General features: G+C 64.0%; 28 protein-coding genes. 22 read left to right on the top strand and 6 right to left on the bottom strand.

Going from position 1 to position 26,057, the window contains the following annotated elements; translation table 11 throughout:
- Positions 1-4: 4 nt before the first annotated feature.
- Positions 5-2,200, bottom strand: coding sequence for an excinuclease ABC subunit UvrB (gene uvrB, locus LZ519_RS06945; RefSeq protein WP_249867973.1), 2,196 nt, complete (start codon positions 2,198-2,200; stop codon positions 5-7).
- Between the two features lie 64 nt (positions 2,201-2,264).
- Between uvrB and LZ519_RS06950 the strand changes: the two genes are divergently transcribed.
- The 4 genes from LZ519_RS06950 to LZ519_RS06965 all read left to right on the top strand — a co-directional run bounded on the left by LZ519_RS06950 (position 2,265) and on the right by LZ519_RS06965 (position 6,130).
- Complete coding sequence (locus tag LZ519_RS06950; RefSeq protein WP_249867974.1) at positions 2,265-2,813, top strand: DUF3617 domain-containing protein; 549 nt, start codon at positions 2,265-2,267, stop codon at positions 2,811-2,813.
- A 25-nt stretch (positions 2,814-2,838) separates the two neighbouring features.
- Positions 2,839-3,711 (top strand): diacylglycerol/lipid kinase family protein, encoded by an 873-nt coding sequence (locus LZ519_RS06955; protein WP_249867975.1) that lies wholly within the window; start codon positions 2,839-2,841, stop codon positions 3,709-3,711.
- Positions 3,708-4,913 (top strand): serine hydrolase domain-containing protein, encoded by a 1,206-nt coding sequence (locus LZ519_RS06960; RefSeq protein WP_249867976.1) that lies wholly within the window; start codon positions 3,708-3,710, stop codon positions 4,911-4,913. Before LZ519_RS06955 ends, LZ519_RS06960 begins: the two co-directional genes overlap by 4 nt.
- 434 nt (positions 4,914-5,347) lie before the next feature.
- Positions 5,348-6,130, top strand: coding sequence for a sulfite exporter TauE/SafE family protein (locus LZ519_RS06965; protein ID WP_249867977.1), 783 nt, complete (start codon positions 5,348-5,350; stop codon positions 6,128-6,130).
- Positions 6,131-6,134: 4 nt separating this feature from the next.
- On the opposite strand, the gene LZ519_RS06970 is transcribed toward LZ519_RS06965, so the two are convergent.
- Entirely contained in the window at positions 6,135-6,929 is a 795-nt protein-coding gene (locus LZ519_RS06970) for a transporter (protein ID WP_249867978.1), read from the bottom strand.
- 55 nt (positions 6,930-6,984) lie between these two features.
- On the opposite strand from LZ519_RS06970, the gene LZ519_RS06975 reads away from it, so the two are divergent.
- The 8 genes from LZ519_RS06975 (at position 6,985) to LZ519_RS07010 (ending at position 13,752) form a co-directional block, all read left to right on the top strand.
- The gene (locus LZ519_RS06975; protein ID WP_249867979.1) at positions 6,985-7,320 is read left to right on the top strand and encodes a VOC family protein; all 336 of its coding nucleotides are present in this window, start codon (positions 6,985-6,987) and stop codon (positions 7,318-7,320) included.
- A gap of 314 nt (positions 7,321-7,634) precedes the next feature.
- A complete protein-coding gene (locus LZ519_RS06980) occupies positions 7,635-9,506 on the top strand; it encodes a ribonucleoside-diphosphate reductase subunit alpha (RefSeq protein WP_249867980.1) in 1,872 nt (623 codons plus the stop codon).
- Positions 9,488-9,649 (top strand): hypothetical protein, encoded by a 162-nt coding sequence (locus LZ519_RS06985; RefSeq protein ID WP_249867981.1) that lies wholly within the window; start codon positions 9,488-9,490, stop codon positions 9,647-9,649. Before LZ519_RS06980 ends, LZ519_RS06985 begins: the two co-directional genes overlap by 19 nt.
- Complete coding sequence (locus LZ519_RS06990; RefSeq protein WP_249867982.1) at positions 9,649-11,886, top strand: transferrin receptor-like dimerization domain-containing protein; 2,238 nt, start codon at positions 9,649-9,651, stop codon at positions 11,884-11,886. The genes LZ519_RS06985 and LZ519_RS06990 overlap by 1 nt, the downstream gene beginning before the upstream one ends.
- Positions 11,883-12,065: a hypothetical protein gene (locus tag LZ519_RS06995; protein ID WP_249867983.1), complete on the top strand. Its 183-nt coding sequence runs from the start codon at positions 11,883-11,885 to the stop codon at positions 12,063-12,065. The genes LZ519_RS06990 and LZ519_RS06995 overlap by 4 nt, the downstream gene beginning before the upstream one ends.
- Before the next feature lie 77 nt (positions 12,066-12,142).
- On the top strand, positions 12,143-12,442 hold the full coding sequence (locus tag LZ519_RS07000) for a hypothetical protein (RefSeq protein WP_249867984.1): 300 nt from the start codon (positions 12,143-12,145) through the stop codon (positions 12,440-12,442).
- Positions 12,442-12,675, top strand: coding sequence for a hypothetical protein (locus tag LZ519_RS07005; RefSeq protein WP_249867985.1), 234 nt, complete (start codon positions 12,442-12,444; stop codon positions 12,673-12,675). The genes LZ519_RS07000 and LZ519_RS07005 overlap by 1 nt, the downstream gene beginning before the upstream one ends.
- Positions 12,676-13,752, top strand: a complete 1,077-nt coding sequence (locus LZ519_RS07010) for a ribonucleotide-diphosphate reductase subunit beta (RefSeq protein WP_249867986.1) — start codon at positions 12,676-12,678, stop codon at positions 13,750-13,752.
- Positions 13,753-14,771: 1,019 nt separating this feature from the next.
- On the opposite strand, the gene LZ519_RS07015 is transcribed toward LZ519_RS07010, so the two are convergent.
- Positions 14,772-15,305, bottom strand: coding sequence for an NMCC_0638 family (lipo)protein (locus LZ519_RS07015; protein ID WP_249867987.1), 534 nt, complete (start codon positions 15,303-15,305; stop codon positions 14,772-14,774).
- 252 nt (positions 15,306-15,557) lie between these two features.
- Here LZ519_RS07015 and LZ519_RS07020 point away from each other — a divergent pair, with 252 nt between their 5' ends.
- Together LZ519_RS07020 and LZ519_RS07025 are read left to right on the top strand one after the other, a co-directional pair.
- Positions 15,558-16,049, top strand: a complete 492-nt coding sequence (locus LZ519_RS07020) for a carboxymuconolactone decarboxylase family protein (protein WP_249867988.1) — start codon at positions 15,558-15,560, stop codon at positions 16,047-16,049.
- Between the two features lie 185 nt (positions 16,050-16,234).
- Positions 16,235-16,630: a DUF6632 domain-containing protein gene (locus LZ519_RS07025; RefSeq protein WP_249867989.1), complete on the top strand. Its 396-nt coding sequence runs from the start codon at positions 16,235-16,237 to the stop codon at positions 16,628-16,630.
- A gap of 24 nt (positions 16,631-16,654) precedes the next feature.
- Here LZ519_RS07025 and LZ519_RS07030 read toward each other — a convergent pair whose 3' ends face one another.
- Both LZ519_RS07030 and LZ519_RS07035 read right to left on the bottom strand, forming a co-directional pair.
- Positions 16,655-16,879, bottom strand: coding sequence for a hypothetical protein (locus LZ519_RS07030; RefSeq protein WP_249867990.1), 225 nt, complete (start codon positions 16,877-16,879; stop codon positions 16,655-16,657).
- A 50-nt stretch (positions 16,880-16,929) separates the two neighbouring features.
- On the bottom strand, positions 16,930-17,928 hold the full coding sequence (locus LZ519_RS07035) for an SMI1/KNR4 family protein (RefSeq protein WP_249867991.1): 999 nt from the start codon (positions 17,926-17,928) through the stop codon (positions 16,930-16,932).
- A 249-nt stretch (positions 17,929-18,177) separates the two neighbouring features.
- Between LZ519_RS07035 and LZ519_RS07040 the strand changes: the two genes are divergently transcribed.
- Both LZ519_RS07040 and LZ519_RS07045 read left to right on the top strand, forming a co-directional pair.
- Positions 18,178-18,402: a hypothetical protein gene (locus tag LZ519_RS07040; RefSeq protein ID WP_249867992.1), complete on the top strand. Its 225-nt coding sequence runs from the start codon at positions 18,178-18,180 to the stop codon at positions 18,400-18,402.
- A 106-nt stretch (positions 18,403-18,508) separates the two neighbouring features.
- On the top strand, positions 18,509-18,916 hold the full coding sequence (locus LZ519_RS07045; protein WP_249867993.1) for a hypothetical protein: 408 nt from the start codon (positions 18,509-18,511) through the stop codon (positions 18,914-18,916).
- Positions 18,917-18,938: 22 nt separating this feature from the next.
- Here LZ519_RS07045 and LZ519_RS07050 read toward each other — a convergent pair whose 3' ends face one another.
- Complete coding sequence (locus LZ519_RS07050; RefSeq protein ID WP_249867994.1) at positions 18,939-19,376, bottom strand: YybH family protein; 438 nt, start codon at positions 19,374-19,376, stop codon at positions 18,939-18,941.
- Between the two features lie 120 nt (positions 19,377-19,496).
- Between LZ519_RS07050 and LZ519_RS07055 the strand changes: the two genes are divergently transcribed.
- From LZ519_RS07055 to LZ519_RS07080, 6 genes are all read left to right on the top strand, one after another.
- A complete protein-coding gene (locus LZ519_RS07055) occupies positions 19,497-19,859 on the top strand; it encodes a hypothetical protein (RefSeq protein WP_249867995.1) in 363 nt (120 codons plus the stop codon).
- A 148-nt stretch (positions 19,860-20,007) separates the two neighbouring features.
- Positions 20,008-21,381: a glycosyl transferase family protein gene (locus tag LZ519_RS07060; RefSeq protein WP_249867996.1), complete on the top strand. Its 1,374-nt coding sequence runs from the start codon at positions 20,008-20,010 to the stop codon at positions 21,379-21,381.
- On the top strand, positions 21,378-22,442 hold the full coding sequence (locus LZ519_RS07065) for a hypothetical protein (protein ID WP_249867997.1): 1,065 nt from the start codon (positions 21,378-21,380) through the stop codon (positions 22,440-22,442). The genes LZ519_RS07060 and LZ519_RS07065 overlap by 4 nt, the downstream gene beginning before the upstream one ends.
- 66 nt (positions 22,443-22,508) lie before the next feature.
- Positions 22,509-23,417: a sulfite exporter TauE/SafE family protein gene (locus LZ519_RS07070; RefSeq protein WP_249867998.1), complete on the top strand. Its 909-nt coding sequence runs from the start codon at positions 22,509-22,511 to the stop codon at positions 23,415-23,417.
- Positions 23,414-24,178 (top strand): TIGR02186 family protein, encoded by a 765-nt coding sequence (locus tag LZ519_RS07075; protein WP_249867999.1) that lies wholly within the window; start codon positions 23,414-23,416, stop codon positions 24,176-24,178. Before LZ519_RS07070 ends, LZ519_RS07075 begins: the two co-directional genes overlap by 4 nt.
- A gap of 82 nt (positions 24,179-24,260) precedes the next feature.
- Positions 24,261-25,943 carry an ATP-binding protein gene (locus tag LZ519_RS07080; protein WP_249868000.1) on the top strand — a complete coding sequence of 561 codons (1,683 nt, stop codon included), beginning with the start codon at positions 24,261-24,263 and terminating at the stop codon, positions 25,941-25,943.
- Positions 25,944-26,057: the final 114 nt, after the last annotated feature.

A 26,057-nucleotide genomic window follows, 5' to 3' on the forward strand; every position in this document is an offset into this window, starting at 1 on the left:
GCGGCTAACTCCGCCGTCCGCCGAACCTGGTCCGCTGCGACTTGCCGAACCGGCCCTTGCGGGTGCCGGGCTTGCCTTCGGTCGAATGGCCGATGCGCGGCGCCACGCGGTCGGGGTCCGGGATCCCGAGCTCGTCTTCCTCCAGCCGCCGGATCTCGTCGCGCAGCCGCGCCGCTTCCTCGAACTCGAGGTCGGCGGCGGCCTTGCGCATTCGCTGTTCGAGATCGGCGATGTAGGCCTTGAGATTGTGCCCGACGAGATGCGGCCGCTCCTCGTCGCCTGTATCCACCACCACGCCGTCGCGCGTCGCCAGGTGCGACATGATGTCGTGGACGTTGCGCTTGATGCTCTCGGGAGTGATCCCGTGCTCCTGGTTGTAGGCCACCTGCTTTTCACGCCTGCGGTCGGTCTCGGCGAGCGCCCGCTCGATCGATCCCGTCTTCGTGTCCGCGTAGAGGATCACCCGGCCTTCGATGTTACGCGCGGCGCGACCGATCGTCTGGATCAGCGACGTTTCGGACCGGAGGAAGCCTTCCTTGTCGGCGTCGAGGATCGCGACGAGTCCGCACTCCGGAATGTCCAAACCTTCTCGTAGAAGGTTGATACCCACGAGCACGTCATAGACCCCCAGCCGTAGCTCGCGGATCAGCTCGATGCGCTCCAAAGTCTCCACGTCGGAGTGCATGTAGCGGACCTTGAGCCCTGCTTCGTGCAGATACTCGGTGAGGTCCTCGGCCATGCGCTTGGTCAGCGTGGTGACCAGCGTGCGGTAGCCCTTGCGCGCTGTCTCCTTCGCCTCGTGGATGAGGTCGTCGACCTGGTCCTCGACCGGTTTGATCTCGACCGGCGGGTCGATGAGCCCGGTCGGGCGGATGACCTGCTCCGAGAAGACGCCGCCGGTCTCGTTCATCTCCCATGGCCCGGGAGTCGCCGAGACAAAGGTCGTCTGCGGGCGCATCGCGTCCCATTCGTTGAACCGAAGCGGCCGGTTGTCGATACAGCTCGGCAGCCTGAACCCGTACTCGGCGAGCGTGATCTTCCGCCGATGGTCGCCGCGCGCCATCGCCCCGATCTGCGGCACCGTCTGATGGCTCTCATCGACGAACAGCAAAGCGTTGTCGGGCAGATATTCGAACAAAGTCGGCGGCGGCTCGCCGGGGAGTCGCCCGGTCAGGAAGCGCGAGTAATTTTCGATGCCCGCGCACGATCCGGTCGCTGCGATCATCTCCAGGTCGAAATTGGTCCTTTGCTCCAGCCGCTGCGCCTCGAGCAGGCGCCCTTCCGCCTGCAACTCCTTGAGCCGCTCGGCGAGCTCGTGCTTGATCGCTTCCATCGCCTGCTTCAGCGTCGGCCCGGGCGTCACATAGTGTGAGTTCGCGTAGACCTTGATGCTGTCGAGGCTCGCCGCCTTCTTGCCGGTCAACGGATCGAACTCGACGATCTCCTCGATCTCATCCCCGAAGAAGCTCACCCGCCACGCCGTATCCTCATAGTGCGACGGGAAAATCTCCAGGTTGTCGCCGCGCACCCGGAAGTTGCCGCGGGCGAAGGACTGGTCGTTACGGCGATACTGGAGAGCGACCAGCTTGCGGATGACCTCGCGCTGATCCTCGCTGCTGCCCTTCTTCAGGCTGAAGGTCATCGCCGAATAGGTCTCGACCGAACCGATGCCGTAGAGGCAGCTGACGGAGGCGACGATGATTACGTCATCGCGCTCGAGGAGCGACCGCGTCGCCGAGTGGCGCATCCGGTCGATCGCCTCGTTCACCGAGCTTTCCTTCTCGATGTAGGTATCGGTGCGGGGGACGTAGGCTTCCGGCTGGTAGTAATCGTAATAGCTGACGAAATATTCGACCGCATTGTCGGGGAAGAAACTCTTGAACTCCCCGTAAAGCTGGGCGGCGAGGATCTTGTTGGGCGCGATAACCAGTGCCGGCCGCTGCAGCGTCTCGATGACCTTGGCCATGGTGAAGGTCTTACCGGAGCCGGTAACTCCCAGGAGCACCTGGCTCCGCTCGCCGTCTAGCGCCGCCTCGGTCAGCTCCTTGATCGCCTGCGGCTGGTCGCCCGCGGGCTCATAGTCGGACTTGATGACGAAGCTGCGCCCCCCTTCGGCCTTCTCCGGGCGCGCCGGCTTGTGCGGCACGAAGGCCGCGCCGGTGTCCGGCTCTGCTAGCGTGGTGCGGATTTGAATCGCCATTCCTTGAGCATATGGTGGAGCGGTCAAACGGGCGCAACGCGGCCGCTAAACAGGGGAGCCTCAAGTGATCCACCGATCGATCCTATTTGCCACCCTCATACTCCCGCTCGCTGCCTGCGGGTCGAAGCCGACGGTCAACGAGAAGAATGCCAGCGTCGAGGAGGTCAGTCAGAAGGTCAGCGAGGCAACCAAGGCCGAAGGATTCATCCGTCCCGGCAAATGGCAATCGACCGTCAACATCGAGCAGATGACGATGCCTGGAATGCCGCCCCAGGCCGCCGAGCAGATGAAGAAGATGATGGCGCAGACGCAGACAACCGAAACCTGCCTGACTCCAGAAGAAGCCAAGCAGCCCAGGGCAAAGTTCTTCGGCGGTAACGACCAGTGCCGCTACGACCATTTCAAGATGGGCCACGGCAAGATCGACGCGGAAATGCACTGCACGCAGAACGGGTCGACGCAGGTCATGGAAATGAACGGCACTTATTCCGGAGAGGCCTACACCATGCAAATGACCTCCACGATGGAGGGGGGCCAGTCGGCCGCGAACGTATCGATGAAGATCAAGGTCGATGCCAAGCGCGTCGGCGAGTGCACGGCGAAGGAGTCCTGACCCCGCTTCAACCCTCGGCAGCCCGATGAAGGCGGCAATCCTCATCAACCGAGGCGGCGGCTCGGTCGGCGAACGGCCGGCGATCGAAGACGCGCTCGCCTCGGCCGGGATTGAGGGCGACGTCCAATGGCTTGAAGGCAGGCACATCGCGAAGGCTGCAAAGGCCGCGGTCGCCAAGGGCGCCCGGCTGGTGATCGCCGGCGGCGGCGACGGCACCATCAGCTGCGTCGCCGGAGTGCTTGCTGGAACGAAGAGTTGTTTGGGGGTCCTTCCGCTCGGAACGCTGAACCACTTTGCGCGCGACCTCAAAATCCCGACCGACCTTGCAGAGGCTGCGAAGCTGATCGCCACTGGCAAGGCGCGGCCGGTCGACCTCGCGGAGGTCAACGGGCGGGTATTCGTCAACAACAGCGCAGTCGGGCTCTACCCGCTGATGGTCCTCGACCGCGAGGCGCAGCAGTCCGACCTGGGCCGAAGCAAGCGCTGGGCGATGGCGGTCGCAGCAACGCGGACCCTGTTGCGATTCTCGAGCCGGAGGCTGAGGCTGACGGTCAACAACCAGACCGCTGTGGTCGATACGCCTCTGCTGTTCGTCGGCAACAACGCATATCGCCTGGAAATGCCCGGCGCCGGGACCAGGGAAGCGATCGACCGCGGCGAGCTGTTCGTGCTCGTCCTTCGGAGGAAATCGCGACTGGGCTTCTGCCTGGCCAGCGTCCGGGCCTTGTTCGGCCGCGCCCGCCGCGAGGACGCTGCGCAGATCGATGGCGTGAAGACGTTGAAGGTCGACAGCCGCCACTCGAAGATGGCGGTGTCGCTCGACGGGGAGACCCTGCATATGAAGCCGCCGCTGAAGTACAAGATCCGGCCGAAGGCGTTGAACGTGATCGCGCCATGAGGTGGGCCCTCTCCATTCTCGCCGCCTTCGCGCTTGCCGGTTGCACAAGCGTCCGGCTCCCGCCGGTCCCGCTGGCGCAAGCTGGAGTCGCCTTCGACAGGAACGGCGAGCTGGGCGCTTTCGCGGAAGGCATGGCCGACCCGCAAAGCGGCCGTGCGGTCACCCCCGACGATCCCGTCCGCGTTGCGTCGGTCAGCAAGCTGGTCGTCGCGGTGGGTGTGATGAAGCTCGTCGAAGCTGGCAGGCTCGACCTCGACAGCGACGTGTCGCGCTGGCTCGGGTGGAGCTTGAGGAATCCCGCCTTTTCCGACCGCGCCATAACCCTCCGCCAGCTCCTGTCGCATACCAGCTCGGTCCGCGATCATGACGATCAATATGCGATCTCGCTCGGCGGCTCCGTCCAGGCAGAAATGGCCAATCCCAAGTCTTGGGACGTCACCCACGGCCCGGGCGATGGCTATTTCACTTATTCGAACATGAACTTTCCGATCGTCGGCTCGATCGTCGAAAGAGTGACGGGCGAGCGCTTCGACATATGGATGCGGGCCAATGTGCTCGATCCGATGAAGATCGACGCCTGCTACAATTGGCCGACGTGCAGCGACGCCGCGATAGCGCGCGCCGTCGAGCTCGACGCTCCCGACGGCAAGCCGGTGAAGGACGACCTGCACGGCAAGCGCCCCGCCTGCCCCGTGTTCGTCAAGGAGGGCAAGCCCTGCGACCTGTCCCTTTGGCGGCTAGGAGAGAACGGATCGCTGTTCGCTCCCCAGGGCGGCCTCAGGATTTCCGTCCGCGGGCTGGAGCGCGTCGGCCGCATGCTGCTCAACGGCGGAACACTGGACGGCGCCCAAATCCTCTCGTCCCAATCGGTCGAGGCAATGTTCTCTCCCGTATGGCGTTTCGACGGGCGCAACGGCGACACGGACCACGGCTTCTACTGCACGTACGGACTCGCCACCCAGACCATCCCGACTCCGGCGAGGGGGTGCAGCGACGATCCGGCCGGCGATGGGATCACTCGCGTCGGCCATGCCGGCGATGCCTACGGGCTTCGCTCGGGCCTATGGCTCGACCGGGCGCACGGAACCGGCGTCGCCTTCTTCGTCACCGGGTTGGGCGACGATCCGCCCCGCGGGCGAAGTGCGTTCAGGGCCGCCGAAGAGCTCGCTTTCTCCCGATCGTTGGCACGAATTGCACGCTGACTGGACAAGGGAACAGCCGTACCCCAATTTCGTTGTCAGGCCGAAACCATAAGGGAGAGGAAGATGCGGAAAATTACTTTGTTGGTTGGGGCGACGCTTGCTTTGTCGGCATGCGCGACCACCCCGCCGACCCATACGTGTCCGGATGGGTCAGTCATGGATGCGACCATTCCTTGCCCGCCGCCTCCGCCTCCCCCGCCTCCGCCGATGACCACCTGTCCTGACGGAACGCAGGTGGCGGCCGGAATGGCCTGTCCTGTGCCGCCGCCCCCGCCTCCTCCGCCTCCGCCGCCGTCGGCAGCGCAGGCCGGCGAACGCGGCTAATCGGAAAGCCGCTCGGCACAAGCCGAGCCGAGACTTTCCAGCCATCGGGGGAGCGGGAGCCGAAGACGCTCCCGCTCCCCAACGCATTTGGCGCGTGCTAGCCGGCGGCGATGGATTTCGCCCACGCGCTTTCCGGATTCCTTGTGGGCCTCCTGGTCGGAGTGACCGGCGTCGGCGGCGGGTCGCTGATGGCCCCGCTCCTGATCCTAATCTTCGGGGTAGCGCCGACGACCGCGATCGGCACCGACCTGTGGTTCGCAAGCATCACCAAGTCGGTCGGCGGAAGCATCCATCACGCAAAGCAGAACGCAGACCTCAACGTCGTCATGCGCCTGGCGATGGGCAGCATCCCCGCGGCGATCGTCACGCTCGTCATCCTGAATGCGATGAACTGGGCGCAGGTGAAGCACGGCTGGCTTCCGTTCGCGCTGGGGCTGGTGCTGCTCGTCACCGCAGCCGGGACGATCGCGCGGCCAACGCTCCATCGCTGGGTGCTTTCGATGCGCGGCGGCGGCAAGACGGGAGCCATGCGGTTGCAGTTGCCGCTCACCATCTTCGCCGGAGCGGTACTTGGAGTGCTCGTCACCCTCACCTCCGTCGGCGCGGGGGCGCTCGCGGCGACCCTGTTGGTGTTCCTCTATCCAGTCAGGCTCAACGCCAAGCAAATCGTCGGGACCGACATCGTCCATGCGATCCCACTGACACTCGTGGCCGGTATCGGGCACCTGCTCATCGGAAGCGTCGACGGCCACCTGTTGCTGAGCCTGCTCGTCGGCTCGATCCCAGGGATCGTCACCGGGTCGCTTCTGGTCCACCGGGTCAGCGAAAAGCTCATCCGGATAGCGCTTTCGATCGTGCTGGTCATCGCCGGGGCGAGGCTGATCGTATTCTGAGAGTTCAGAACCTAATCGCGATTCCGCTGTAGATTTCCAGATCTGGGGTGTCGCGATTGAGGCCGAGGTCGACCCCCGCATCCAGCTGCAAGTCGCTTGAAACGAGATAGGCCGCGGCGGCGTCGATTGAATATTGCCTTACCGTCCGATCCGGATCGAAGTCCGACGAAGTCCACAGCTCTGCAGAGACTGTGAACCGATCGGACAACGGCAAACCCGCACTCGCGGCCTGGGCCATCGCGAAATGGTATCCGGAGCCGTCCGCGTCGGAGACAACATCGACTTCGGAATCCAGGTTCCAGCCGGCCGAAGATCCGGCGAAGGTCGAATCCAGCGAAAACTCGGCGCCGCCTTCGACCTTGCCGTTGCCGATGGAGCGCTTTGCAACCGGAAGCTTGACGAAGGGGCGCACTGCGAACTGGACGGGCGCGTCGTCGGCGGTCATCCGGTATTTGAGCGCGACGCCCGCATCGCCGAGCCCTGATGCGCGGCGGCGGTTGCCGCCCGCGCGTTCGTCTGCTCGCGTAAAAGGCGTGAAGTCCAGCTCGATATGGAACCGGTCGGTGACGCCGATCTTCACCGCGGTGTCGCCGACCGTCAGCGAAGCTGAACGAATGCCGCCCGATCGATCCCGGATCCAATCTGCGACGCCGGTTTCCACTTGCAGGATTCCGCTCGGAACCGTGCAGGTCGGAGTCGCCTTGCCGGGCCGGTCGGCGCAGATGGACTCCACACCGGCCGCCGCCGCGGCAGGCGAAGCAGGTAGCAAGGCGAGTCCCGCCAACAGCCATTTTTTCACGAGCGCCTCCCGCCGGCGCGACCTGCTATAATCCGCCCGGCGAAGGAGGCAAAAGATGCAACTCACCTACGCAATCAAATACGTCGCCGACATGGATCGAGCAGTTGCTTTCCATCGCGACATCCTCGGCCTCCCGCTCAAGTTCCAATCGCCTGAGTGGAGCGAGTTCGCCACCGGCCAGACGACGCTGGCGCTTCATTCGGCCTCGGATGACAAGAAGGCCGGGACGGTCGAACTCGGCTTCGCAAGCGAGGATTTGGGCGGCTTACATTCGCGCCGGGAAGAACTCGGCGTCGAGTTCACCAGGCCACCAACCGAGATGCACGGAATGCACATCGCGCAAATCCGCGACCCGGACGGGGCTGAGACGTCGGTCAGCGGGCAGGCCTGACCTCCGGCGCTGATTTCGCGGCCTCGTAAATCCACAGGAATCTTGGTTGAGAATGAATTTATCCGCTTGCGTTCAGCGGCGAATGAGGCACAATAGGTAGTAGCGCGGGAAGGGGGACACTCAACTGCTGGTGTTCGGCGCCGGAATTCCTATATTCCGGTGACGGACGAACTCGTCCCCGCTTTCCACAGGGTGACGCCATGGCAAACCCTCTCCGCGCGGCGCAAAAGGACTCGTCTTGGCGGGTCCATGAGAGTAGAACGATTCGAGAACAAAAGGCTCGTGCAGAGCCGGAAAGTCGACGGGGTAGAGCGATGGATTTCACGACTGGAAGCGAAGTTCCAACCGGCGACGTGACCGCCGCGGTGCAGTCGAGCAAGAGCGTCACTCCCCCCGCTTATCCGGTGAAGACCGACGAGGCCCGCGACGAGCTTTTGACCGAGTTCGGCAAGGACACGCTTCGCGACCGCTACCTGCTTCCCGGCGAAAGCAACCAGGACCTCTTCGCGCGCGTCGCGAGCGCCTATGCCGACGACGCCGACCATGCGCAGCGCATCTACGACTACATCTCGCGCCTGTGGTTCATGCCGGCGACGCCAGTGCTGTCCAACGGCGGCACCGGCCGCGGACTTCCGATCAGCTGCTACCTCAACAGCGTTTCCGACAGCCTGGAAGGCATCGTCGGCACGTGGAACGAGAACGTCTGGCTGGCCAGCCGGGGCGGCGGGATCGGGACCTATTGGGGAAGCGTCCGCGGCATCGGCGAGCCGGTCGGCCTCAACGGCAAGACCAGCGGGATCATTCCGTTCGTGCGGGTGATGGACAGCCTCACCCTCGCCATCAGTCAGGGTTCGCTCCGTCGCGGGTCGGCCGCCTGCTACCTCGACATCTCGCACCCCGAGATCGAGGAGTTCCTCGAGATCAGGAAGCCGAGCGGCGACTTCAACCGCAAGGCGCTCAACCTGCACCACGGGGTGCTGGTCACCGACGAATTCATGGAAGCTGTCCGCGAGGGCGCCGAGTTCGAACTCCGGTCGCCCAAGGACCAGAGCGTCCGCGGCAAGGTCGACGCGCGGGCCCTGTTTCAGAAGCTGGTTGAGACCCGGCTTGCGACTGGTGAGCCCTACATCATCTTCATCGACCAGGTGAACCGGTCGATGCCCAAGCACCACCGCGACCTGGGGCTCAAGGTCACGACCTCGAACCTGTGCTCCGAGATCACTCTCCCGACCGGCCGCGACCATCTCGGCGCCGACCGCACCGCCGTCTGCTGCTTGTCCTCGCTCAACCTCGAGACCTGGGACCAGTGGAGCGGCGACAAGGTATTCATCGAGGACGTGATGCGCTTCCTCGACAACGTGCTCAGCGACTATATCGCGCGGGCTCCGGACGAGATGGCGCGCGCCAAGTACAGCGCCGAGCGCGAGCGTTCGGTCGGCCTCGGGGTGATGGGCTTCCATTCCTTCCTTCAGGCCCGCAACATCCCGTTCGAAGGGGCGATGGCCAAGAGCTGGAACCTCAAGATCTTCAAGCATATCCGGGCGCAGGTCGACGAAGCCTCGATGATGCTCGCCAAGGAGCGCGGGCCGTGCCCCGACGCCGCCGACATGGGTGTGATGGAGCGCTTCAGCTGCAAGATGGCGATCGCCCCGACCGCGTCGATCTCGATCATCTGCGGCGGCACCTCGGCCTGCATCGAGCCGATCCCGGCCAACGTCTACACGCACAAGACCCTGTCGGGCAGCTTCTCGATCAAGAACCCGCACCTCGAAAGGCTTCTGAAAGAGAAGCATATGGACGGTGACAAGATCTGGAACTCGATCCTCGAGCATGGCGGATCGGTCCAGCATCTCGACTTCCTGACCCAGGAAGAAAAGGACGTGTTCAAGACCAGCTTCGAGATCGACCAGCGCTGGCTGATCGAGCTGTCCGCCGATCGCACGCCCTACATCGACCAGGCTCAGTCGCTGAACCTGTTCATCCCCGCGGACGTCGATAAATGGGACCTTCTGATGCTCCACTTCCGAGCGTGGGAGCTGGGCATCAAGAGCCTCTATTACCTTCGCTCCAAGTCGGTTCAGCGCGCAGGTTTCGCCGGAGGAGTGGAGGCGGACAACACGCCCGAGCTCAAGGAAATCCCCCTGGCGTCGACCACCGACTATGACGAATGCCTCGCATGCCAGTGATCCTTCCGAACCGTCTCCGGCCGAAAACGAAAGCCGGAAAGGCCGGCGCTCTGGTCGGCGGAATCGTCGCCGGTCTTGTCGCGCTCGACCTGATCGCATTTGCAGCAACCGCGGTCATCGCCGCCACAGCAGGGCTACGCTGATGATCGTGAAGTCGTTTCTCCTCCTCGGCACCGCCGCCGCCGCATTGGCGATCGCATCGCCCGCCTCCGCCGCCGATACGAAGGGGCTCGAATCCGCATTCGATGCGCAGATCAGTGCTGCGGACCAGCAGCAGTGGCTGCAGCAGATGGCGTCGGCGCCCAACCATGTCGGAGCGCCGCACAACAAGGCAAACGCGGAGATGGAGCTCGCCCTGTTCAAGCAATGGGGCTGGGATGCACGCATCGAGACGTTCGATGTGCTCTATCCTACGCCGATCTCGACGACTCTCGAGCTTGTGACCCCGCAGCACGTGGCCCTCGGCGGGCAGGAGCCGGCGGTCGCTCAGGACCCGACGTCCAACCTTGAAGGCATGCTTCCGCCCTATGTCGCCTATCAGGGCGACGGCGATGTCACCGCGCCGGTGGTCTACCTCAATTACGGAATGCCCGACGATTACGCGGCGCTCGCCCGCCGTGGCATCGACGTTCGCGGCAAGATCGTCCTCGCGCGCTACGGTGCCGGCTGGCGCGGCCTGAAGCCGAAGCTGGCGCAGGAGCATGGCGCGGTCGGAACCCTCATCTATTCCGATCCCGCCGACGACGGATTCTCGGGCGACGATCCCTATCCCAAGGGCGGTGCTCGTCCGGAGGGCGGAGTCCAGCGCGGCTCGGTCCAGGACATGACCCTTTATCCGGGCGATCCCCTGACTCCGGGCATCGGAGCGACGGCGAACGCGAAGCGGTTGACTCGCGAGGAAGCTCGGACCCTGCTCAAGATCCCGGCGCTTCCGATCTCCTATGCCGACGCATCGAAGATCATGGCCGCGCTCGAAGGGCCGGTGGTGACCGGCAACCAGCGCGGCGGCCTTCCGATGGCCTATCATTGGGGCGGCACCGACGCGGTGAAGGTTCACCTGGCGGTCAAGTCCGACTGGTCGCTCAAGCGGCTCTATGACGTGATCGCGGTGATGAAGGGCCGGGCCTATCCCGACCAGTGGATCGTCCGCGGCAACCACCGCGACGCCTGGGTCATGGGTGCAGCGGACCCGCTGACGGGCCAGGTGGCGATGATGAGCGAGGCCAAGGCGCTCGGCACCCTCGCCCGCACCGGATGGAGGCCCGATCGCACGCTCGTCTATGCAAGCTGGGACGGCGAGGAACCCGGCCTTCTCGGCTCGACCGAATGGGCCGAGACCCATGCCGACGAGCTGAAGCGCAAGGCCGTTCTTTACATCAACACCGACAATAACGGCCGCGGCTATCTGTTCGCGCAGGGCAATGGCGAGCTCCAGCACCTGGTTAGCCAGGTCGCCTCCGACGTCGCCGACCCGCAGACCGGGGCGCCGGTGATCGAGCGCAGCCGGGCGGCGATCCTTGCCGCCCACTACCTCAACCCCGGCGACGTTCGTCCCGAGCTTGTCGAAGACGCCAAGGCAGGCAAGCTTCCGCTCGGGCCGCTCGGATCGGGCTCCGATTATTCCGCCTTCGCCCAGCACCTCGGGATCCCGTCGCTCAACCTCGGCTTCGGCGGCGAGGACCAGTCGGGTGGAAGCTATCACTCGATTTACGACAGCTTTTACCACGTGATGCACTTCGACGATCCGGGCCTCGCTTATGGCGTTGCCCTGTCGAAGGTGATCGGCCGGGTCGTCCTTCGCTCTGCGGATTCGCCCAGGGTGCCTGCCCAATATTCCGACCTCGCGTCGGACGTACGCGGCTATGTCGCCGACCTGCAGAAGCTCGCCGCCGACCAGCGCGAACGCGACCGGGCGCTGGTCGACCTTCGCCGCGAAAACGCGTTCAAGCTCGCCTCGGCGCCCTACGATCCGACCGTCGCTCCGGCCGACCTCGGGATCACGCCGCTGATCGACATGCTCGCGCTCCAGAATGCATCCGACCACCTGACCCGGGCCGCCGCAGCCGCCGACGGAATGCTCGCCCGCGAGGACAAGCTCCCGCCCGCAACCCAGGCGCGGATCAACTCGGCGCTTCACGGCATCGACCAGCTTCTGCTCGACCCGCAGGGGCTTCCCGGCCGCGGCTGGTACAAGAACCTGATCTCCGCTCCGGGCACTCTGACGGGTTATGGGGCCAAGACTCTGCCGGGCGTCCGCGAAGGCATCGAGCAGCGTCGGTTTGACGACGCGCAGGCTTATGTCGGCCGCACCGCGGCAGTCATCGAAGCTTATGCCAACCGCCTCGACCAGGTGGTCGCGATGGCTGGGCCCGCGTCATGACCGTCACCGAAATCATCGAGGTCGTGGTCGCGGTCGCGATGATCGCCGGCGGAGTCTTCATCTACCGCCGCGGCGACAGCCAGGGCGGCGTGCTCGTGTTCGCCATCGCGGTGATCATTCTGATCCACGGGCTCGGACTGATGGAATACCGCCCCTCCGCTGCGGAGCTGGGCCGATGAGGAATTCCCACTTGCCAGAGGTGGGGGGACGAGACCGCCATGCGAATGGTGGGTTCGCGTGGCGGTCTCGCTCGACGATGCTCGTGCTTGCGATCCTTCTTTCCGCCTGCGCCGCGACCCAGGCGCCGGACGCCGTCGCTCACGACGCGAACACGCCCGGCTTCCTTCTCGGCCTGTGGCACGGCTTCATCTTCCCGGTCGCGTGGATCGTCTCGCTGTTCGCCGACAAGGTCGCCGTCTACGCGGTCCCCAACAACGGCGGCTGGTACGATTTCGGCTATTTCCTGGGCATCGCGGTCTTCGGGATCGGCGCACGCAAGAGCCAGGTCGTCTATCGCGACCGCGTGATCGACGTGCGCGCGAAGAGGATCAACTGATGACGACGGCGCATCTCATCGCGCTGATCATCGGCCTCGTCACCCTGGGCGTCGGCCTGACCACGCTCGTCCGCCCGTCCATCACCCGAAGCCTGCTCTCAATGCCCGCCGGCGAGGGCGCGACCTACGCGCTTCGCATCGGCGGAATGATGCTGACCGCCTTCGGGCTCGTCCTCGTCCTGTTCGTCGCCGCTTTCACCGCGACGCCAAACCAATTCCTAGGAGTGCGTTAGATGCCCCTTCTCGAAGCCCGCAAGCAGTACAAGCCGTTCGAATACCCCTGGGCGTTCGAATATTGGAAGCGCCAGCAGCAGATCCACTGGATGCCGGAGGAAGTGCCGCTCGGCGAGGACTGCCGCGATTGGGCGCAGAAGCTCACCGACCATGAGCGCAACCTGCTCACGCAGATCTTCCGCTTCTTCACCCAGGCGGACGTCGAGGTTCAGGACTGCTATCACGAGAAATACGGCCGCGTGTTCAAGCCGACCGAGATCAAGATGATGCTCGCCGCTTTCTCCAACATGGAGACGGTGCACATCGCCGCCTACTCGCACCTGCTCGACACGATCGGGATGCCGGAGAGCGAATACAGCGCCTTCCTCCAGTTCAAGGAGATGAAGGACAAGCATGATTACATGCAGCAGTTCGGCGTCGATAATGACGAGGACATCGCCAAGACCCTGGCCATGTTCGGCGGCTTCACCGAGGGGCTGCAGCTGTTCGCCAGCTTCGCGATGCTGATGAACTTCCCGCGCTTCAACAAGATGAAGGGCATGGGGCAGATCATCAGCTGGTCGATCCGCGACGAGAGCCTTCACTGCGAAGGGATCATCAAGCTGTTCCACGCCTTCTGCAAGGAACGCAATTGCCTGACGAAGAACGTCAAGGAAGCGATCATCGACACCTGCCAGAAGACGGTCAGGCTGGAAGATGCGTTCATCGACCTGGCGTTCGAAATGGGCCCGGTCGAAGGCATGACCGCCAAGCAGATCAAGAAGTACATCCGCTTCATCGCCGACTGGAGGCTCGGCCAGCTCGGCTTCCAGCCGATCTACATGGTCGACGAGCACCCGCTCCCCTGGCTCGCGCCGATGCTCAACGGCGTCGAGCACGCCAACTTCTTCGAGACCCGCGCGACGGAATATTCGAAGGCCGCGACGCGCGGGAACTGGAACGAGGTCTGGGACAATTTCGACCGCCGGCAGAAGGCCAAGGCGGCGAACGACGGGGCGGAAGCCGCGGCGGATGCGGCGGCGGGTGAAGGCGGCGATCCGGATATGTTTAGTGCTGCGGGGGTGGCGGCGGAGTAGTTCGTGCATCGGGGTCGCGAAATTGAAGTGCCCTTCTTTTCGAAGGCGCCGTTCGCGAATTACGACTTGGTTGTATACCTCGGTGGCGGCCTGTTCGCTGTCCTCATTTTTTGGAGGTACGTAGCGCGCCCCTTCAGCATCTTCGATTTCAGTAGCCTGGTGTCGAATGGGACGAGCACGTGGGTTCAAGACGTCATTTACCTCGTGCTGCTGGGCGTCTGCTCATACGTGCTCGGGCACTTGGTTTCCTATCAGTCATCCTATTTCATAGAAGGCTTCGTTGAACGCACGCTGGGCAAGTTCAGCAAGATCGTCGAGATAAACACCGCGCACGAATCGAAAAGGCTCAGATCTCTGAAGAGCGAAATACGCTCAAACCTCAAAACGCGATTGCTGATGTGGTTCAGAATCCCTCTTACTCGGCTGAGAGTTCCTGTTCCCAAAATCTTTCCGACAATTATCCACCTTCCTATGCTTCCATGGTACGCGCTCGTTTACTTCTTTGGCTTCTTCGATTTCGCAGACACACGTTTGCCGGCTCGAATGCTCGACCGTGCGAAGCAGTTGATGAAGTCAGAGCTCACGGATTTTGATTTTGATGAGAATAAACAGTGGTTTAGGTGGATAGAATATTACACGAGCTATAATAGACCAGTCGCAGCATCTAGCATGTATAATTATCTTACCATATCTGGCCTGATGAGATCACTTTCTTATCTGTTTTTGGTATCGATCTGGCTAGAATTCGCGTACTTAATAGCAAAGTTGACTTACAACTTTGACCGCGTATCTCATGGTGCCGGTAATGCTGTAGGCTGGCTCTTATATTTCTTCGTTCTCTACACTGCCTACATCACAACAGCGACGAGCTATTGTAAGTTTTTTCGCCGATATGTTGAAGAGGCAATAATGGGCTTCTTGCTTGAGGGAAGCCATTCACGTTCGTAGGCTCGGACCCTCCCCATCGTTTCCATTACGGCAGCAGTTTACTTAATCACCAATCTGGGCCGCTAGCTTGGCTACTTTACGTAACTGGCCGTCATCAGATGTTGCACGTCTGCGGCTCCTTCCGACGCGGCGGTGAGCGCGAGCATTATGTCTCCCTTCGGGGACTTGAGACGCCACGCCCTGTAGCTTGCAGGCTTCCCGTTGATCGGATTGTCGTTCTGCACCTCGAGCGCAGCGCTTGAATGGAGGAATGTCGCAGTTCGATTCACGAGCTGGTCGAACTCTGCACGCACGGAATCGCGATCTGCGGAAAGGACTTCAGCAGCGCAGATTCCATGGCTGGACCCCACGAACATCCGCACTTTAGACTGTGTCCCGACAACGCCCCAAGCTTTGTCGGCGTCAAATTCCGGCAGCGTCTCCCGCGCGTCTTTCTCATCCACCTTCATCATCTGAAAGCGGGTTGGGTCGCCCGACGTCTTTTGACCAAGCAAGCTCCGCACGCACATGTCGTCGAAGAGTGCGACAGCATCGGCACTGCGTGGATCGGGAACGGCTGATGGCTGGGCGATCATCATCGCCAAGGCGGCGGCAAAAATGAGCATTGCCGATGGTGTCACGAGCGACGGCGATACGCAATTACGCGCCGCAAGGCAGAAAGCCGTCACGAAGTGAATTCGTGACGTCGAACGGGTTGGCCTTCGGCCACCCGCCGGCCGGGCTTACGCCGTCTCTCGACACAAGCTCCGCTTGCTTCGCAATCGCGCGCTTGTGCTCGGCGGCTCAGCCCTTGATCCCCCCGCGCCCGCTCCTACCTCGCGCAACGTCGCCAACCGGACAGACGAGAGGAGCCCTTTATGCTCGAACCGCCCCGCTTCAGCCTCACCGATGTGAACCCGGAGGCCTATCGGCACCTGCTCCAGCTGGAGGCGCTCATTGCTCGCCACGTCGAGCCGACGCTCTTCCACCTCATCAAGCTGCGCGCGTCGCAGATCAACGGCTGCGCCTTCTGCCTTCAGATGCACACCGACCAGGCGCTTCGCCACGGCGAGCGGCCGGAGCGGATGACGGCGCTCGACGCCTGGGAGGAATCGCCACTCTACACCGACAAGGAGCGCGCCGCGCTTCGCTGGACCGAGGAGCTGACCCTGATCTCCGACAGCGGCGCCTCGCGCGAAGCCTTCGACGAGCTGAAAGAGCATTTCAGCGAGGAGGAGATCGGCTGGCTGATCTTCGCCGTGGTGCAGATCAACAGCTGGAACCGAATCGCAATCTCCAGCCGCTCGCAATACGACCCCGCCATGTACGCGCCGGCCGGCGCGAAGCAGAAGGCGACCGAACCGGCCTAGCTCGACACCAACTCCGCCGCCCGCCCCGCTGGGGCAGCGCGTCCTCATAAGCCGTTCTTATCGATCGGCTGGCTTCATTGATTGGCGGTCGCTTCCGGCCTTTGTTTAGTTACCGTAATGAAGCTGCCATCTTCGCGAGTAGCGTAGCCGCGTACGTCGATCTCGAACCAGGAGATGAAGAGACAATGACCGGCAAGACTCCCCTTCTGTCCGCCGCGCTCGCCATATTCGGCGTCGCTTTCCTGCTGCTCCTTCCGCTCGGCATCCTGTGGCCGTCCGGTTGGGCCTGGCATCAGGGCAGCCCGCTCGCCAGCGACTATTACCCGATGATCATCGCATTCTATTCGACGCTCGGAATCTTCATGATCCGCGCCGCGAAAGACCCGGCGGCGAACGCCTCGCTGATCTGGTTCGTCGTGTGGTCGAGCGTCGCCCATTCGCTCGTCATGGCATGGGAGTCGTTCCGGACCCCGATGATGATGGGGCATTTGGTGGGCGACGTTCCGGTGCTGCTGATCGTCGCCGCGGTCCTCGGTACGCTGATGAGCCGTGCGACCCCCCGAGTTTCGGCGTCCACCTGAGGTCGCCCCCACCGGGCGCCACCCTCAGGTCCAGTAAGCGCTGATCGCGACCACGATGATGTCGATGGCGACGGCGAACAGGAGCACTCCGAGCATGGCCAGCCAGATCTCGCGCTCGCTCGATTCCCACGTCAGCTTGCCGTCCTCGGCCGCCTTGTCGGCGGGCACGGGATCGCGGCGGATACGCGACGGGCGAGCTGCGGGCTGCAGCTCGACGGTCTTTTTTCCAGGCTTCCAATTCTTGCTCACGCCGCGTCCTTACACCAGCGCAGGTTAGCGAGCGGTTAGCGGCAGGCCGCTCACTGCTCGCCGTCGCCGCGAGGCTTGCGCCGCTCGGCATAGCCCGGCGTCGGGTGCTTGATCTTGCTGAGATCCAGGCCTTCCCACACCTTCTCTTCCCAGCCGGTCTCCGGAAGGCCGATCGCCGCCCGCTCTTCGGGGGTCATCAGGAACGCCTTCGCGCGGCGGTTATATTCGGCGAACTCGGGATGGTCTTCCTCCCACGCCTCGATGTCGGAATCGCTAAGCTGGCGCGGCGCCGGGCGCTCGGCGCGAAGCTTGGCCTTCTCCTCGAGGCTTGGCTTGGCCAGCCATTTGCCGAGCCAGGATTCGAGGCTTTGCTCCTCATCCTTGAAGCAGGCTTTCCAGCCGCCGTAGTCCACTTCCTCGACGTCGAAATAGACGAGGCCGCCGCTGTCGCAATCGATGCAGGTCAGGTCCCAGTCGTCGCCGTGGACCGGGAGCAGCTTCCGGGGCCATTTCTGTCCGCGCGGCCCGACCGGCTCATCCGTCATCTCACGCCACTTCGCGAGCAGCTCCTTGAGGCTGTAGAGGCCGTCGCCCGGCCCGACGCCGCCGTTTGCCACCTCCAGATAAAATTGCCGAAGCTCTTCGGGCAGCCTGAAGCCGAGCTTCGCCTCCGCGGCCGCGACCTCCGCCTCGCTTGCCGGGGGCGGCGCCTTGGTCGGAGCCCGCTTCGGTCCAAACGAAAATGTCTCTCCGCCCGGCCCCATTGCGAACATCTGCTTCCCGCCGAGAAGCGAGCCGATCGTTCCGAGAAAGCCCTTCGCCTCGCTGCCGTCGCCGGTGACCATGTTGGCGATCATTCCCGCGAAAGGCGTGTTCATCCCTTCGAGATATTCGCGGACCGCCGGGTCGTCGCTCTTGGGGGTGGATGCCAGCATCTCGTCGATGCCTTGGCTGTTCGCCTCCATCTCGCTCGAATCCGACCGCCGGTCGGAGCGGCCTGCGCGCTCCTTGAGTGCCGCGATCGTTTCCCTGCTCAGCTCGATACCCATGCAACATCCCCGAAATCACACGGGTGCCGTTCCTACCCGAACGCCATTGCCAAATTGTTTAAGTCGCAAGGGGAAGCGACGCTGACGATCGCCGGCCGATTAGGGAAAAAACGGCCGTTGTGGTACAAGCCGCCCATCGCACGGAATGACTTCGTAAGCCTGTGCGGCTGAGAGACGAAAACGCGCTCCCGCTTACCTGTCCGGAGCCAATCAATTGGATCTCAAACACTTCCCCAATGAGGATGCGGCATGAGCCGCGTGCTTTTCGTTTCGATGGACGAAGGTGACGTCGTCAATCGCTGCGCTTCCGCCAATGTCGGAGTCTCCGCCATCGAGCGGCTTCCCGAAGGCGGCGTCCGCCTCGTCTGCATGAGCAACGACGGCGCCGAGACAATGCGCAAGAAGCTCAAGAGCCACCTGATCAAGGCGCAGGTCGCCAGGGCAAGCCACAGGCCGACCGCGCCGACCTGGTAGGCGCCTTCCCGCGCCATTCGTCCATTCGCAGAATAGTCGTTCGCCGCCGGTTGCGAATGCGGAGTCGCGCGTTAGTCTCAGGCCGGTTCCATTAGGGGGAGACGAAATGGAAAAGCGTCCGCTGTCACTGACGATCATAGCGTGGGTGCTGGTGATCCTGGCGTTGCTCGGGCTGGCCGGCATCGTAATGGCAACCACCAGTGCGGAGCTTGCCGCGAAGATGGCCGAGCAGAGCAACATGCCCCTGCCGTTCCAACAGGCATGGACCGCGATCGGGGCGATCGTCACGCTCGTCGTCGCCTACGGAATATGGAAGGGCCAGCCGTGGTCGCGAGTGCTTTACGTCGCGTGGGGCGTGATCGGCATCGTGGTCGGCTATCTCGTCGGGTCGCCGGGGTATGGCATGATCCTCGGCGTGGTCATCCTCGTGGTGATCTCAGCCTTCCTATTCACCAACCGCGCCAACGAGTGGTTCAACGCCAGCGGCCTTGCACTGAAGCGCGACACCCGCTGACGAGCGAACTCGCCGGCCGGCACTAGGCCGGCTTCAAGTCCACGGCGGCCCTCATCTCCGGTCCAGGATGGAAGGGGACCGAGCTGTGAGCGTGCGCAATCTTCCAGCCGTCCGGCTCGCACCGGAAGCAGAGCGTCGAGCGCAACCACAGGTCTACAGGCACACCGCCGACGCGCGTCCCGGTCAAATGGTGGAGCGAGTGAGCGAAACCGACCATGCCGTCGGCTTCGATGCGGAGGTCGCGGACCTCGACGGAAATTCGCTCGAAACTTGCCAGCCAGGCGGCGAAACCCGCCTCGTCGCGAGCAGCTCCGGGCGGAAGAGCCAGCGGCGGCACGAGCTCGAACGCGACGACGTCTTCGGCCATCACCCGCATGGCCCGGGCAGCATCCTTTTCGCGGATCGCCGCGACCCTCTCCTCGATGATCGCTCGAATCTCGGATTCGGCGCTGTCATCCATCTGCATTAGCTAACGCCGCCGCTTCCGCCGCGCAAATGATCCACCTGCGGCTTGTCCCGATACAATCGTCGCATTCGAGCGTTATTCTTCGCCGACGGTGGGTCGCGAAGGAGAAAGCCTATGCGAACCTTGATCCTCATGGGCGCGATCGCGCTCGCGGCGCTGACGTTCTCGGCGCCGGTCGCCGCCGAAGGCCCCGGCGGTTGGGACGGGAGCTCGTTCCACGACGGCCATGGCGACGGTGGGCGACATGACGGTGACCGCCGCGACCGGCGCCACAATCGGCACGACGGCAGCGGCGGCATGTTCGTCGAATATGACGCCGGCGCCTGGGCGTTCTACAACAACCGAAGCTGGCAGCCCGACAGCTATAACGACTGGTGGCACGACCGTCCCGACCGCGCCTTCCCGCGCTGGGTTCAGCACAACCAGAATTGCACGCCTGACCGCATGTGGTGGTCGGGTAATGGGTGGCACTGCTAGCGCCCATCGCCGAAACGGTTCGTTAATTATCCGAACTTGAGACAATAACCGGCTTGTGCCATGTCCCCGCTGCTCGGTGACATTGGGGCAGGAGTAGGTCCGTGCACCGAGCGGGCCCGGTACAACATGATTTCCGGCGCGGCAGCGAATGAGTTTCGCCGCCGCCCTCACCCATATTGCGGCCGAGCTGGCGCTGTTCAGCGCGGTCGGCTTCCTGCTGTTCGCCATCAACGACCTGCTCGTCGACCTCATCTATTTCGGCCGGTCGCTGTGGCGCTCGGCAACGGTCTACCGGCGCTATCCCAGGACATTCGGAAAGAATTTCGCCGAGGAGGAACGGGCTCAGCGCTTCATCGCCATCTTCGTACCCGCCTGGGACGAATCCGCCGTGATCGCCTCGATGCTCCGCTCGTGCGTGACGCGGTTCGAATATGGCAATTACAGGATCTTCGTCGGCCATTATCGGAACGACCCGGCGACCTTGTCAGCGATCGCAAGCGTTGACGATCCTCGAATCGAACCGGTGCTCGTCCACGCGGACGGACCGACGACAAAGGCTGACTGCCTCAACCATCTTTATGACGCGCTGCTCGCTTATGAGCTTCGCGAGGATCAGGCCACGGTGGCGGTCGTGCTTCACGACGCCGAAGACGTCGTCGATCCGCTCGAGCTCACCGTATTCAACGGGCTGATCGACGGGGCCGGACTGATCCAGCTCCCGGTCCAACCGCTGCCCGACCCACGCTCGCGCTGGATCGCCGGCCATTATTGCGACGAATTCGCCGAGGCTCACGCCAAGGAGCTGGTGGTTCGCGAAGCGGTAGGCGCGTCGATCCCGCTTGCGGGCGTGGGCTGCGCGATCGCGCGGGCTCCTCTGGCGCGCCTCGCTGCAATTCATGAAGGCTATCCCTTCGCCGGTGCAAGCATGACCGAGGATTACGAGCTGGGGCTTAGGATCGGCGAGCTCGGCCTGAAGACCATGTTCGTTCGGATGCCCGCCGTTCCGGGCAGCCGCGGAGTCATTGCCAGCCGGGGGCACTTCCCGGCGAGCTTCGGCGAGGCGGTTCGCCAGAAGGCGCGCTGGCTCGGCGGAATCGCGCTGACCGGATGGGATCGCCTGGGTTGGCGCGGAGGGCTCGGCGAACGCTGGATGCGCATGCGGGACCGAAGGGGTCCTGTGGCCGCGCTCCTCCTGCTGTCGGGCTACATTGCCGCGCTGCTCTGGTCGCAGATGTGGCTCGCCGAGGCTCTCGGCGCGCCGGTTCAGGTCGCCATCGATCCGACGCTTGCGACCCTGCTCTGGATCAACCTTTGGCTGTTGCTGTGGCGAATTGCGATGCGCGCCTTGTTCACCGGCTCCGCTTACGGATGGCGCGAAGGCGTCCGTTCGGTGCCTCGGATGGTGGTGGGCAACGTCATCGCGATCGCGGCGGCCATGCGTGCGGTTACGCTCTATGTCGGCCGTGCCCAGCCGGCGTGGGACAAGACGCGCCACACTTTCCCCAAGGAAATTTCGGCTTGAGCGCTCCAGTGCGCTTTCTGGTCGTTGTCGTTGCCGGATGGGGAGCCGTGCGTGCGATGACCCTGGGCGCAATCCCGGGCTTCACCGTAAGCTATGCGAAGGAGCCGCCGGCGCTATCGCTTCCGCCAATTGCAACTACGCAGTTCCCGCCGCTTCCGCCGGTCGAGATGGACGCCTTTCAGCAGCCGCAGATGGCCTATGCTGCGGCTAGGCGAATGCCGACGTTCTACTACCAGCCTTATCCGTACCCGGCCGGCCCTGCCCCTGCCTCGACCGCTATCGCGCCTAGGCCGCAATGGCAGTTGCCTTCGACGCAGCCACTGGCCTTCGCGTCCGCCGAGGCGGCTGATGATTGGCAGGTCGCGAGTTTCGCCGGCTTCCCGCCGCGGCAGAGCCGGCCAGTGGCAATTCTTCCCGCACAGCCCCCGCCCCAGCCGAAGCTCGATCGGGTGCAGATGTCGAGCTGGGCCCTGCTTCGCGGAGAGCCGTCGCCCGGAGCGCTTGCGAATGGCGGGACGCTCGGCGGAAGCCAGGCCGGAGCGCGGCTGACCTACGCTTTCAACCATTGGATCGCGGCATCGATTAGGACGAGCAGCCCGGTCGGCGGATCGCGCGGGGCGGAGGTCGCCGGAGGCGTTCGCCTGACCCCGTTCCGGTCGATCCCCGTCGCCTTCACGGTCGAGCGGCGACAGTCCGTCAGCCCAAGCGGCGGCGGCCGTTCCGCCTTTGCGGTGTTCGCCGAAGGCGGCCTCTACCGGCAGCCGCTGCCGTGGAAGTTCAACCTCGACGCTTATGTCCAGGCGGGCGTCGTGGGGTTTAGCAGCCGCGACCTTTTCGCCGACGGCGCCTTCGCGGTTTCGAGACCCGTCTGGGGCCGGATCTCCGCAGGCTTCGGGGTCTGGGGCGGAGTACAGCCGAGCCTCTACCGAGTCGACGCGGGGCCGCGGATTTCCGTCCGGGTTCGCGACAATATCTACGCCCATGTCGACTGGCGGCAGAGGCTGGCCGGAACCGCGCGGCCCGCCTCCGGCCCCGCGCTCACGCTGGCCGCCGACTTCTAACTCCGCGCCTGCCGTCCTCAAGCGTTGGACAGCCGCGCCTTTGCGGCTAGTCCTCTGCCCGGGCAGATGGACATTTACCTCCCGATCGCGGGCCAGTCGGTCAACGCACTGCTGATCATCCTGCTCGGCACGGTGGTCGGCGTGCTGTCGGGGATGTTCGGCGTCGGCGGCGGCTTCCTGACGACGCCGCTGCTGATCTTTTATGGAATCCCGCCTTCGGTCGCGGTCGCATCGGCAGCGACGCAGATCACGGGCGCAAGTGTTGCCGGCGTTTCGGTACACCTTCGACGCGGAGGGGCCGACCTTCGGATGGCCGGAGTGATGACCGTCGGGGGCTTCATCGGCTCGGGCTTCGGCGCGCTCCTGTTCCGGATGCTTCAGGACAGCGGCCAGATCGACCTCGTCATCGGCCTTCTCTACGTGATCCTGCTCGGCTGGATCGGCGGCCTGATGCTGTGGGATGCGCTTCGAACGCTCGGCTATGTCGGCGCTCAGGAGCAGGCGGAACCGATCCGCCACACGCGCTGGCTGTCGTCGCTCCCGATGCGGTGGCGCTTCGCGGCCTCCGGCCTCTATATTTCACCGATCGCCCCGTTCCTGCTTGGCCTCGGGGCGGGCATATTGACCGTGCTGCTGGGTGTCGGCGGCGGATTCATCCTCGTCCCGGCGATGATCTACCTGCTGGGAATGCCGGCGCGCGTCGTCATCGGGACCTCGCTTGCGATGGTTCTGTCGGTCAGCGCGGCGACGACCTTCATCCATTCCGTCACCACGCATTCGGTCGACATCGTCCTTGCCGGCCTGCTTCTCGTCGGCGGCGTTTTCGGTGCTCAATATGGCGCGATCCTGGCAACGCGGATCAAGCCCGACCTGCTCCGGCTCGCGCTGTCGGTCATCATTCTTCTCGTCGCTCTGAGGATGTTCCTCGGCCTGTTCTGGCGGCCCGACGAGATCTACTCGGTCGCCTACATGTGAGGCGGGCAGTCGCAACCGCACTGGCCTGTGCCTCGCTCGCCCTAAGCGGAGCGAGCAAGCCGACGCTCGTGCCGGACGTGTCGGCCCGGCACATCGAGATCCGCTACACGTTCGCCGGCGCCGAGCTGCTCCTGTTCGGGGCGATCGTCTATCCCGGCGGGCGGATTCCCACGCACACTCCGGACGTCGTCGTCGTCGTCAAAGGCCCGGCGGACTCGATCGTCGTCCGCGAGAAGCGCCGCATTGCCGGGATCTGGATGAATGCGGACTCCAGCCGCTTTCGCTCAGCGCCCTCATTCTATGCGGTCTCGTCGTCGCGGCCGATCTCGAAGATCGTCGATGAGCGGACCGCGGCAATTTACGAGCTTGGGGTACAGCACCTCCAGCTGTCACCGGGCACCTCGTCGCTTCCGGACCGGGCACGGCGGTTCGAGGCCGGGCTCCTCGACCTTCGCGAGCGGCAGAGCCTCTATTCCGAGAATTCGCACGGCGTCGAGATCAGCGGCGGCGTGCTTTACCGGGCCACTATCCAGATCCCGAGCCAGGTTCCGGTCGGAACCTATACGGCGGAGACTTTCCTGGTCGACGAGGGCCGCGTGGTCGCGGCGGCAACCCGCGATATCGAGATAGGCAAGAGCGGCTTCGAAAGGTTCGTCGCCCTCGCCGCCCGCCGCCACTCCGCGCTTTACGGGCTGTTCGCCGTCCTGCTGTCGCTGGCGCTCGGCTGGACTGCGATCCTCGTCTTCCGCCGCCGCTTCTAGAACTTCGCGGGCACCTCCTAAGGTAATCTTAACCCAACTTCGGTAACGCCAGCGGTGCAAAATCGCGGAGAGTGGCGGACCAATGGACGATCAACCGAACCTTCACCAGTTCATCAATGAAATGAGCAGCTTCGACGAGGAAGCGGCTCCGAAGGCCGCCACGGCCGCAGCTCCCGGGCTTCCGGCGGTCGGCGAGGTCGTCGAGATCGCCGGCTCCGGCTCGCAGATCCGGATGAGCGCAAAGACGCTGACCGAACTGCAGACCCATTCCGATCCGGCAGTCGCGATGTCGGGCCAGGTCGGAAGCCAGGTGAAGATGATCGTCGGCAATACATGGCTGATCGCCAACGTCCGCACCATGGCCGCGGACGACAACGGCTTGATCGTCGCCCAGGTCGACTTCCTCGGAGAAGGAAGCCGGGACAGCAGCGGCAAGATGAGCCACTTCCGCCGAGGCGTCACCCGCTACCCCATTCCGGGCTCGGTGGTGATGCCGGTGACGACGGAGGACCTTCGCGCGGTCTTCGCCGCCGACGATAGCCCGAACATCGAGATCGGGACCGTCTATCCGACCGACGACATCCGCGGCGCTCTCTACGTCGACCCGATGCTGTCGAAGCATTTCGCGGTGCTGGGATCGACCGGTACCGGTAAATCGACCTCGGTCTCGCTGATCCTCCACCGGATCTCGGAGCTAAGCCCCGAGGGCCACATCGTGATGATCGATCCGCACGGAGAATATTCCGCCGCCTTCAAGGGCTGCGGAGAGCTGTTCAACGTCGACAATCTCCAGCTTCCCTACTGGCTGATGAACTTCGAGGAGCATTGCGAGGTCCTCCTGACCACGCACGGCGCCGATCGCGAACGCGATGCCGACATCCTCGCCAAGTGCGTCCTCGCCGCGCGTACCAAGGGCAAGGACATGAGCCAGTACGGCAAGGTGACGGTGGATTCGCCGATCCCGTATCTTCTGACCGACCTGAACACGATCGTCACCAACGAGATGGGCAAGCTCGACCGCGCGGGCGACACGCTTCCCTATCAGCGGCTGAAGCAGAAGCTCGACGAGCTGAAGGCCGACCCGCGCTACACCTTCATGTTCTCAGGCATGCTGGTGTCGGATTCGATGCCGAGCTTCATCTCCCGCCTGTTCCGCCTTCCCGCCAACGGACGGCCGATCTCGATCGTCGACGTTTCGGGCGTTCCGTCCGAGATCACGTCCGTGGTCGTGTCGGTGCTCGCGCGAATGGTGTTCGACTATGCGATCTGGTCGCGGACCGAGGCGCAGCGCCCGATCCTCCTCGTCTGCGAAGAGGCGCACCGCTACGTTCCCAAGGACGAGAATTCCGGCGCCCAGGCGGTCCGCAAGATCCTCGAACGTATCGCCAAGGAAGGCCGTAAGTACGGCGTGTCGCTTGGCCTGATCACGCAGCGCCCGTCCGACTTGGCCGAAGGCGTGCTGTCGCAGTGCGGAACGATCATCTCGATGCGATTGAACAACGACCGAGACCAGGCATGCGTTCGCGCCGCGATGCCGGAAGGTGCTCGCGGCTTCCTCGACGCGATCCCCGCTCTTCGCAACCGCGAATGCATCGTCTGCGGTGAGGGCGTGTCGATCCCGATCCGGGTCCGCTTCGACGACCTCGAGCCCGAGAAGCGCCCGGCGTCGTCCGACCCGAGCTTCGCCGCCCTGTGGCGCGAGACCGGCGGTGAGGAAGGCATCATCCAGCGCACTATTAAACGTTGGCGCGGTCACGGCCGCTGAGCCGCCGAGCGCAGTGACCCCGACGCGCAGCGTCGCCGGAACAGCGCGAAGAGACGGCGAAGCGCGGCCGGCCTGCGGTCAAGCAGCCTAAGCTGCGAAGAGCGACAGGACCGA

Origin of the sequence: Sphingomonas anseongensis, assembly GCF_023516495.1 — a bacterium.
GTDB classification, from domain to species: Bacteria; Pseudomonadota; Alphaproteobacteria; order Sphingomonadales; family Sphingomonadaceae; genus Sphingomicrobium; species Sphingomicrobium anseongensis.

Coding starts and splice junctions, on each gene's coding strand:
- LZ519_RS07010 (WP_249867986.1), top strand. CDS start 12,676: ATGCCCCTTCTCGAAGCCCGCAAGCAGTACAAGCCGTTCGAATACCCC.
- LZ519_RS07040 (WP_249867992.1), top strand. CDS start 18,178: ATGAGCCGCGTGCTTTTCGTTTCGATGGACGAAGGTGACGTCGTCAAT.
- LZ519_RS06965 (WP_249867977.1), top strand. CDS start 5,348: ATGGATTTCGCCCACGCGCTTTCCGGATTCCTTGTGGGCCTCCTGGTC.
- LZ519_RS07000 (WP_249867984.1), top strand. CDS start 12,143: ATGCTCGTGCTTGCGATCCTTCTTTCCGCCTGCGCCGCGACCCAGGCG.
- LZ519_RS06995 (WP_249867983.1), top strand. CDS start 11,883: ATGACCGTCACCGAAATCATCGAGGTCGTGGTCGCGGTCGCGATGATC.
- LZ519_RS06990 (WP_249867982.1), top strand. CDS start 9,649: ATGATCGTGAAGTCGTTTCTCCTCCTCGGCACCGCCGCCGCCGCATTG.
- LZ519_RS06975 (WP_249867979.1), top strand. CDS start 6,985: ATGCAACTCACCTACGCAATCAAATACGTCGCCGACATGGATCGAGCA.
- LZ519_RS07035 (WP_249867991.1), bottom strand. CDS start 17,928: ATGGGTATCGAGCTGAGCAGGGAAACGATCGCGGCACTCAAGGAGCGC.
- LZ519_RS07050 (WP_249867994.1), bottom strand. CDS start 19,376: ATGGATGACAGCGCCGAATCCGAGATTCGAGCGATCATCGAGGAGAGG.
- LZ519_RS07080 (WP_249868000.1), top strand. CDS start 24,261: ATGGACGATCAACCGAACCTTCACCAGTTCATCAATGAAATGAGCAGC.
- LZ519_RS07045 (WP_249867993.1), top strand. CDS start 18,509: ATGGAAAAGCGTCCGCTGTCACTGACGATCATAGCGTGGGTGCTGGTG.
- LZ519_RS06980 (WP_249867980.1), top strand. CDS start 7,635: ATGGATTTCACGACTGGAAGCGAAGTTCCAACCGGCGACGTGACCGCC.
- LZ519_RS07070 (WP_249867998.1), top strand. CDS start 22,509: ATGGACATTTACCTCCCGATCGCGGGCCAGTCGGTCAACGCACTGCTG.
- LZ519_RS07060 (WP_249867996.1), top strand. CDS start 20,008: ATGAGTTTCGCCGCCGCCCTCACCCATATTGCGGCCGAGCTGGCGCTG.
- LZ519_RS06955 (WP_249867975.1), top strand. CDS start 2,839: ATGAAGGCGGCAATCCTCATCAACCGAGGCGGCGGCTCGGTCGGCGAA.
- LZ519_RS07025 (WP_249867989.1), top strand. CDS start 16,235: ATGACCGGCAAGACTCCCCTTCTGTCCGCCGCGCTCGCCATATTCGGC.
- LZ519_RS07005 (WP_249867985.1), top strand. CDS start 12,442: ATGACGACGGCGCATCTCATCGCGCTGATCATCGGCCTCGTCACCCTG.
- LZ519_RS07015 (WP_249867987.1), bottom strand. CDS start 15,305: ATGCTCATTTTTGCCGCCGCCTTGGCGATGATGATCGCCCAGCCATCA.
- LZ519_RS06985 (WP_249867981.1), top strand. CDS start 9,488: ATGCCTCGCATGCCAGTGATCCTTCCGAACCGTCTCCGGCCGAAAACG.
- LZ519_RS07020 (WP_249867988.1), top strand. CDS start 15,558: ATGCTCGAACCGCCCCGCTTCAGCCTCACCGATGTGAACCCGGAGGCC.
- LZ519_RS07055 (WP_249867995.1), top strand. CDS start 19,497: ATGCGAACCTTGATCCTCATGGGCGCGATCGCGCTCGCGGCGCTGACG.
- uvrB (WP_249867973.1), bottom strand. CDS start 2,200: ATGGCGATTCAAATCCGCACCACGCTAGCAGAGCCGGACACCGGCGCG.
- LZ519_RS06960 (WP_249867976.1), top strand. CDS start 3,708: ATGAGGTGGGCCCTCTCCATTCTCGCCGCCTTCGCGCTTGCCGGTTGC.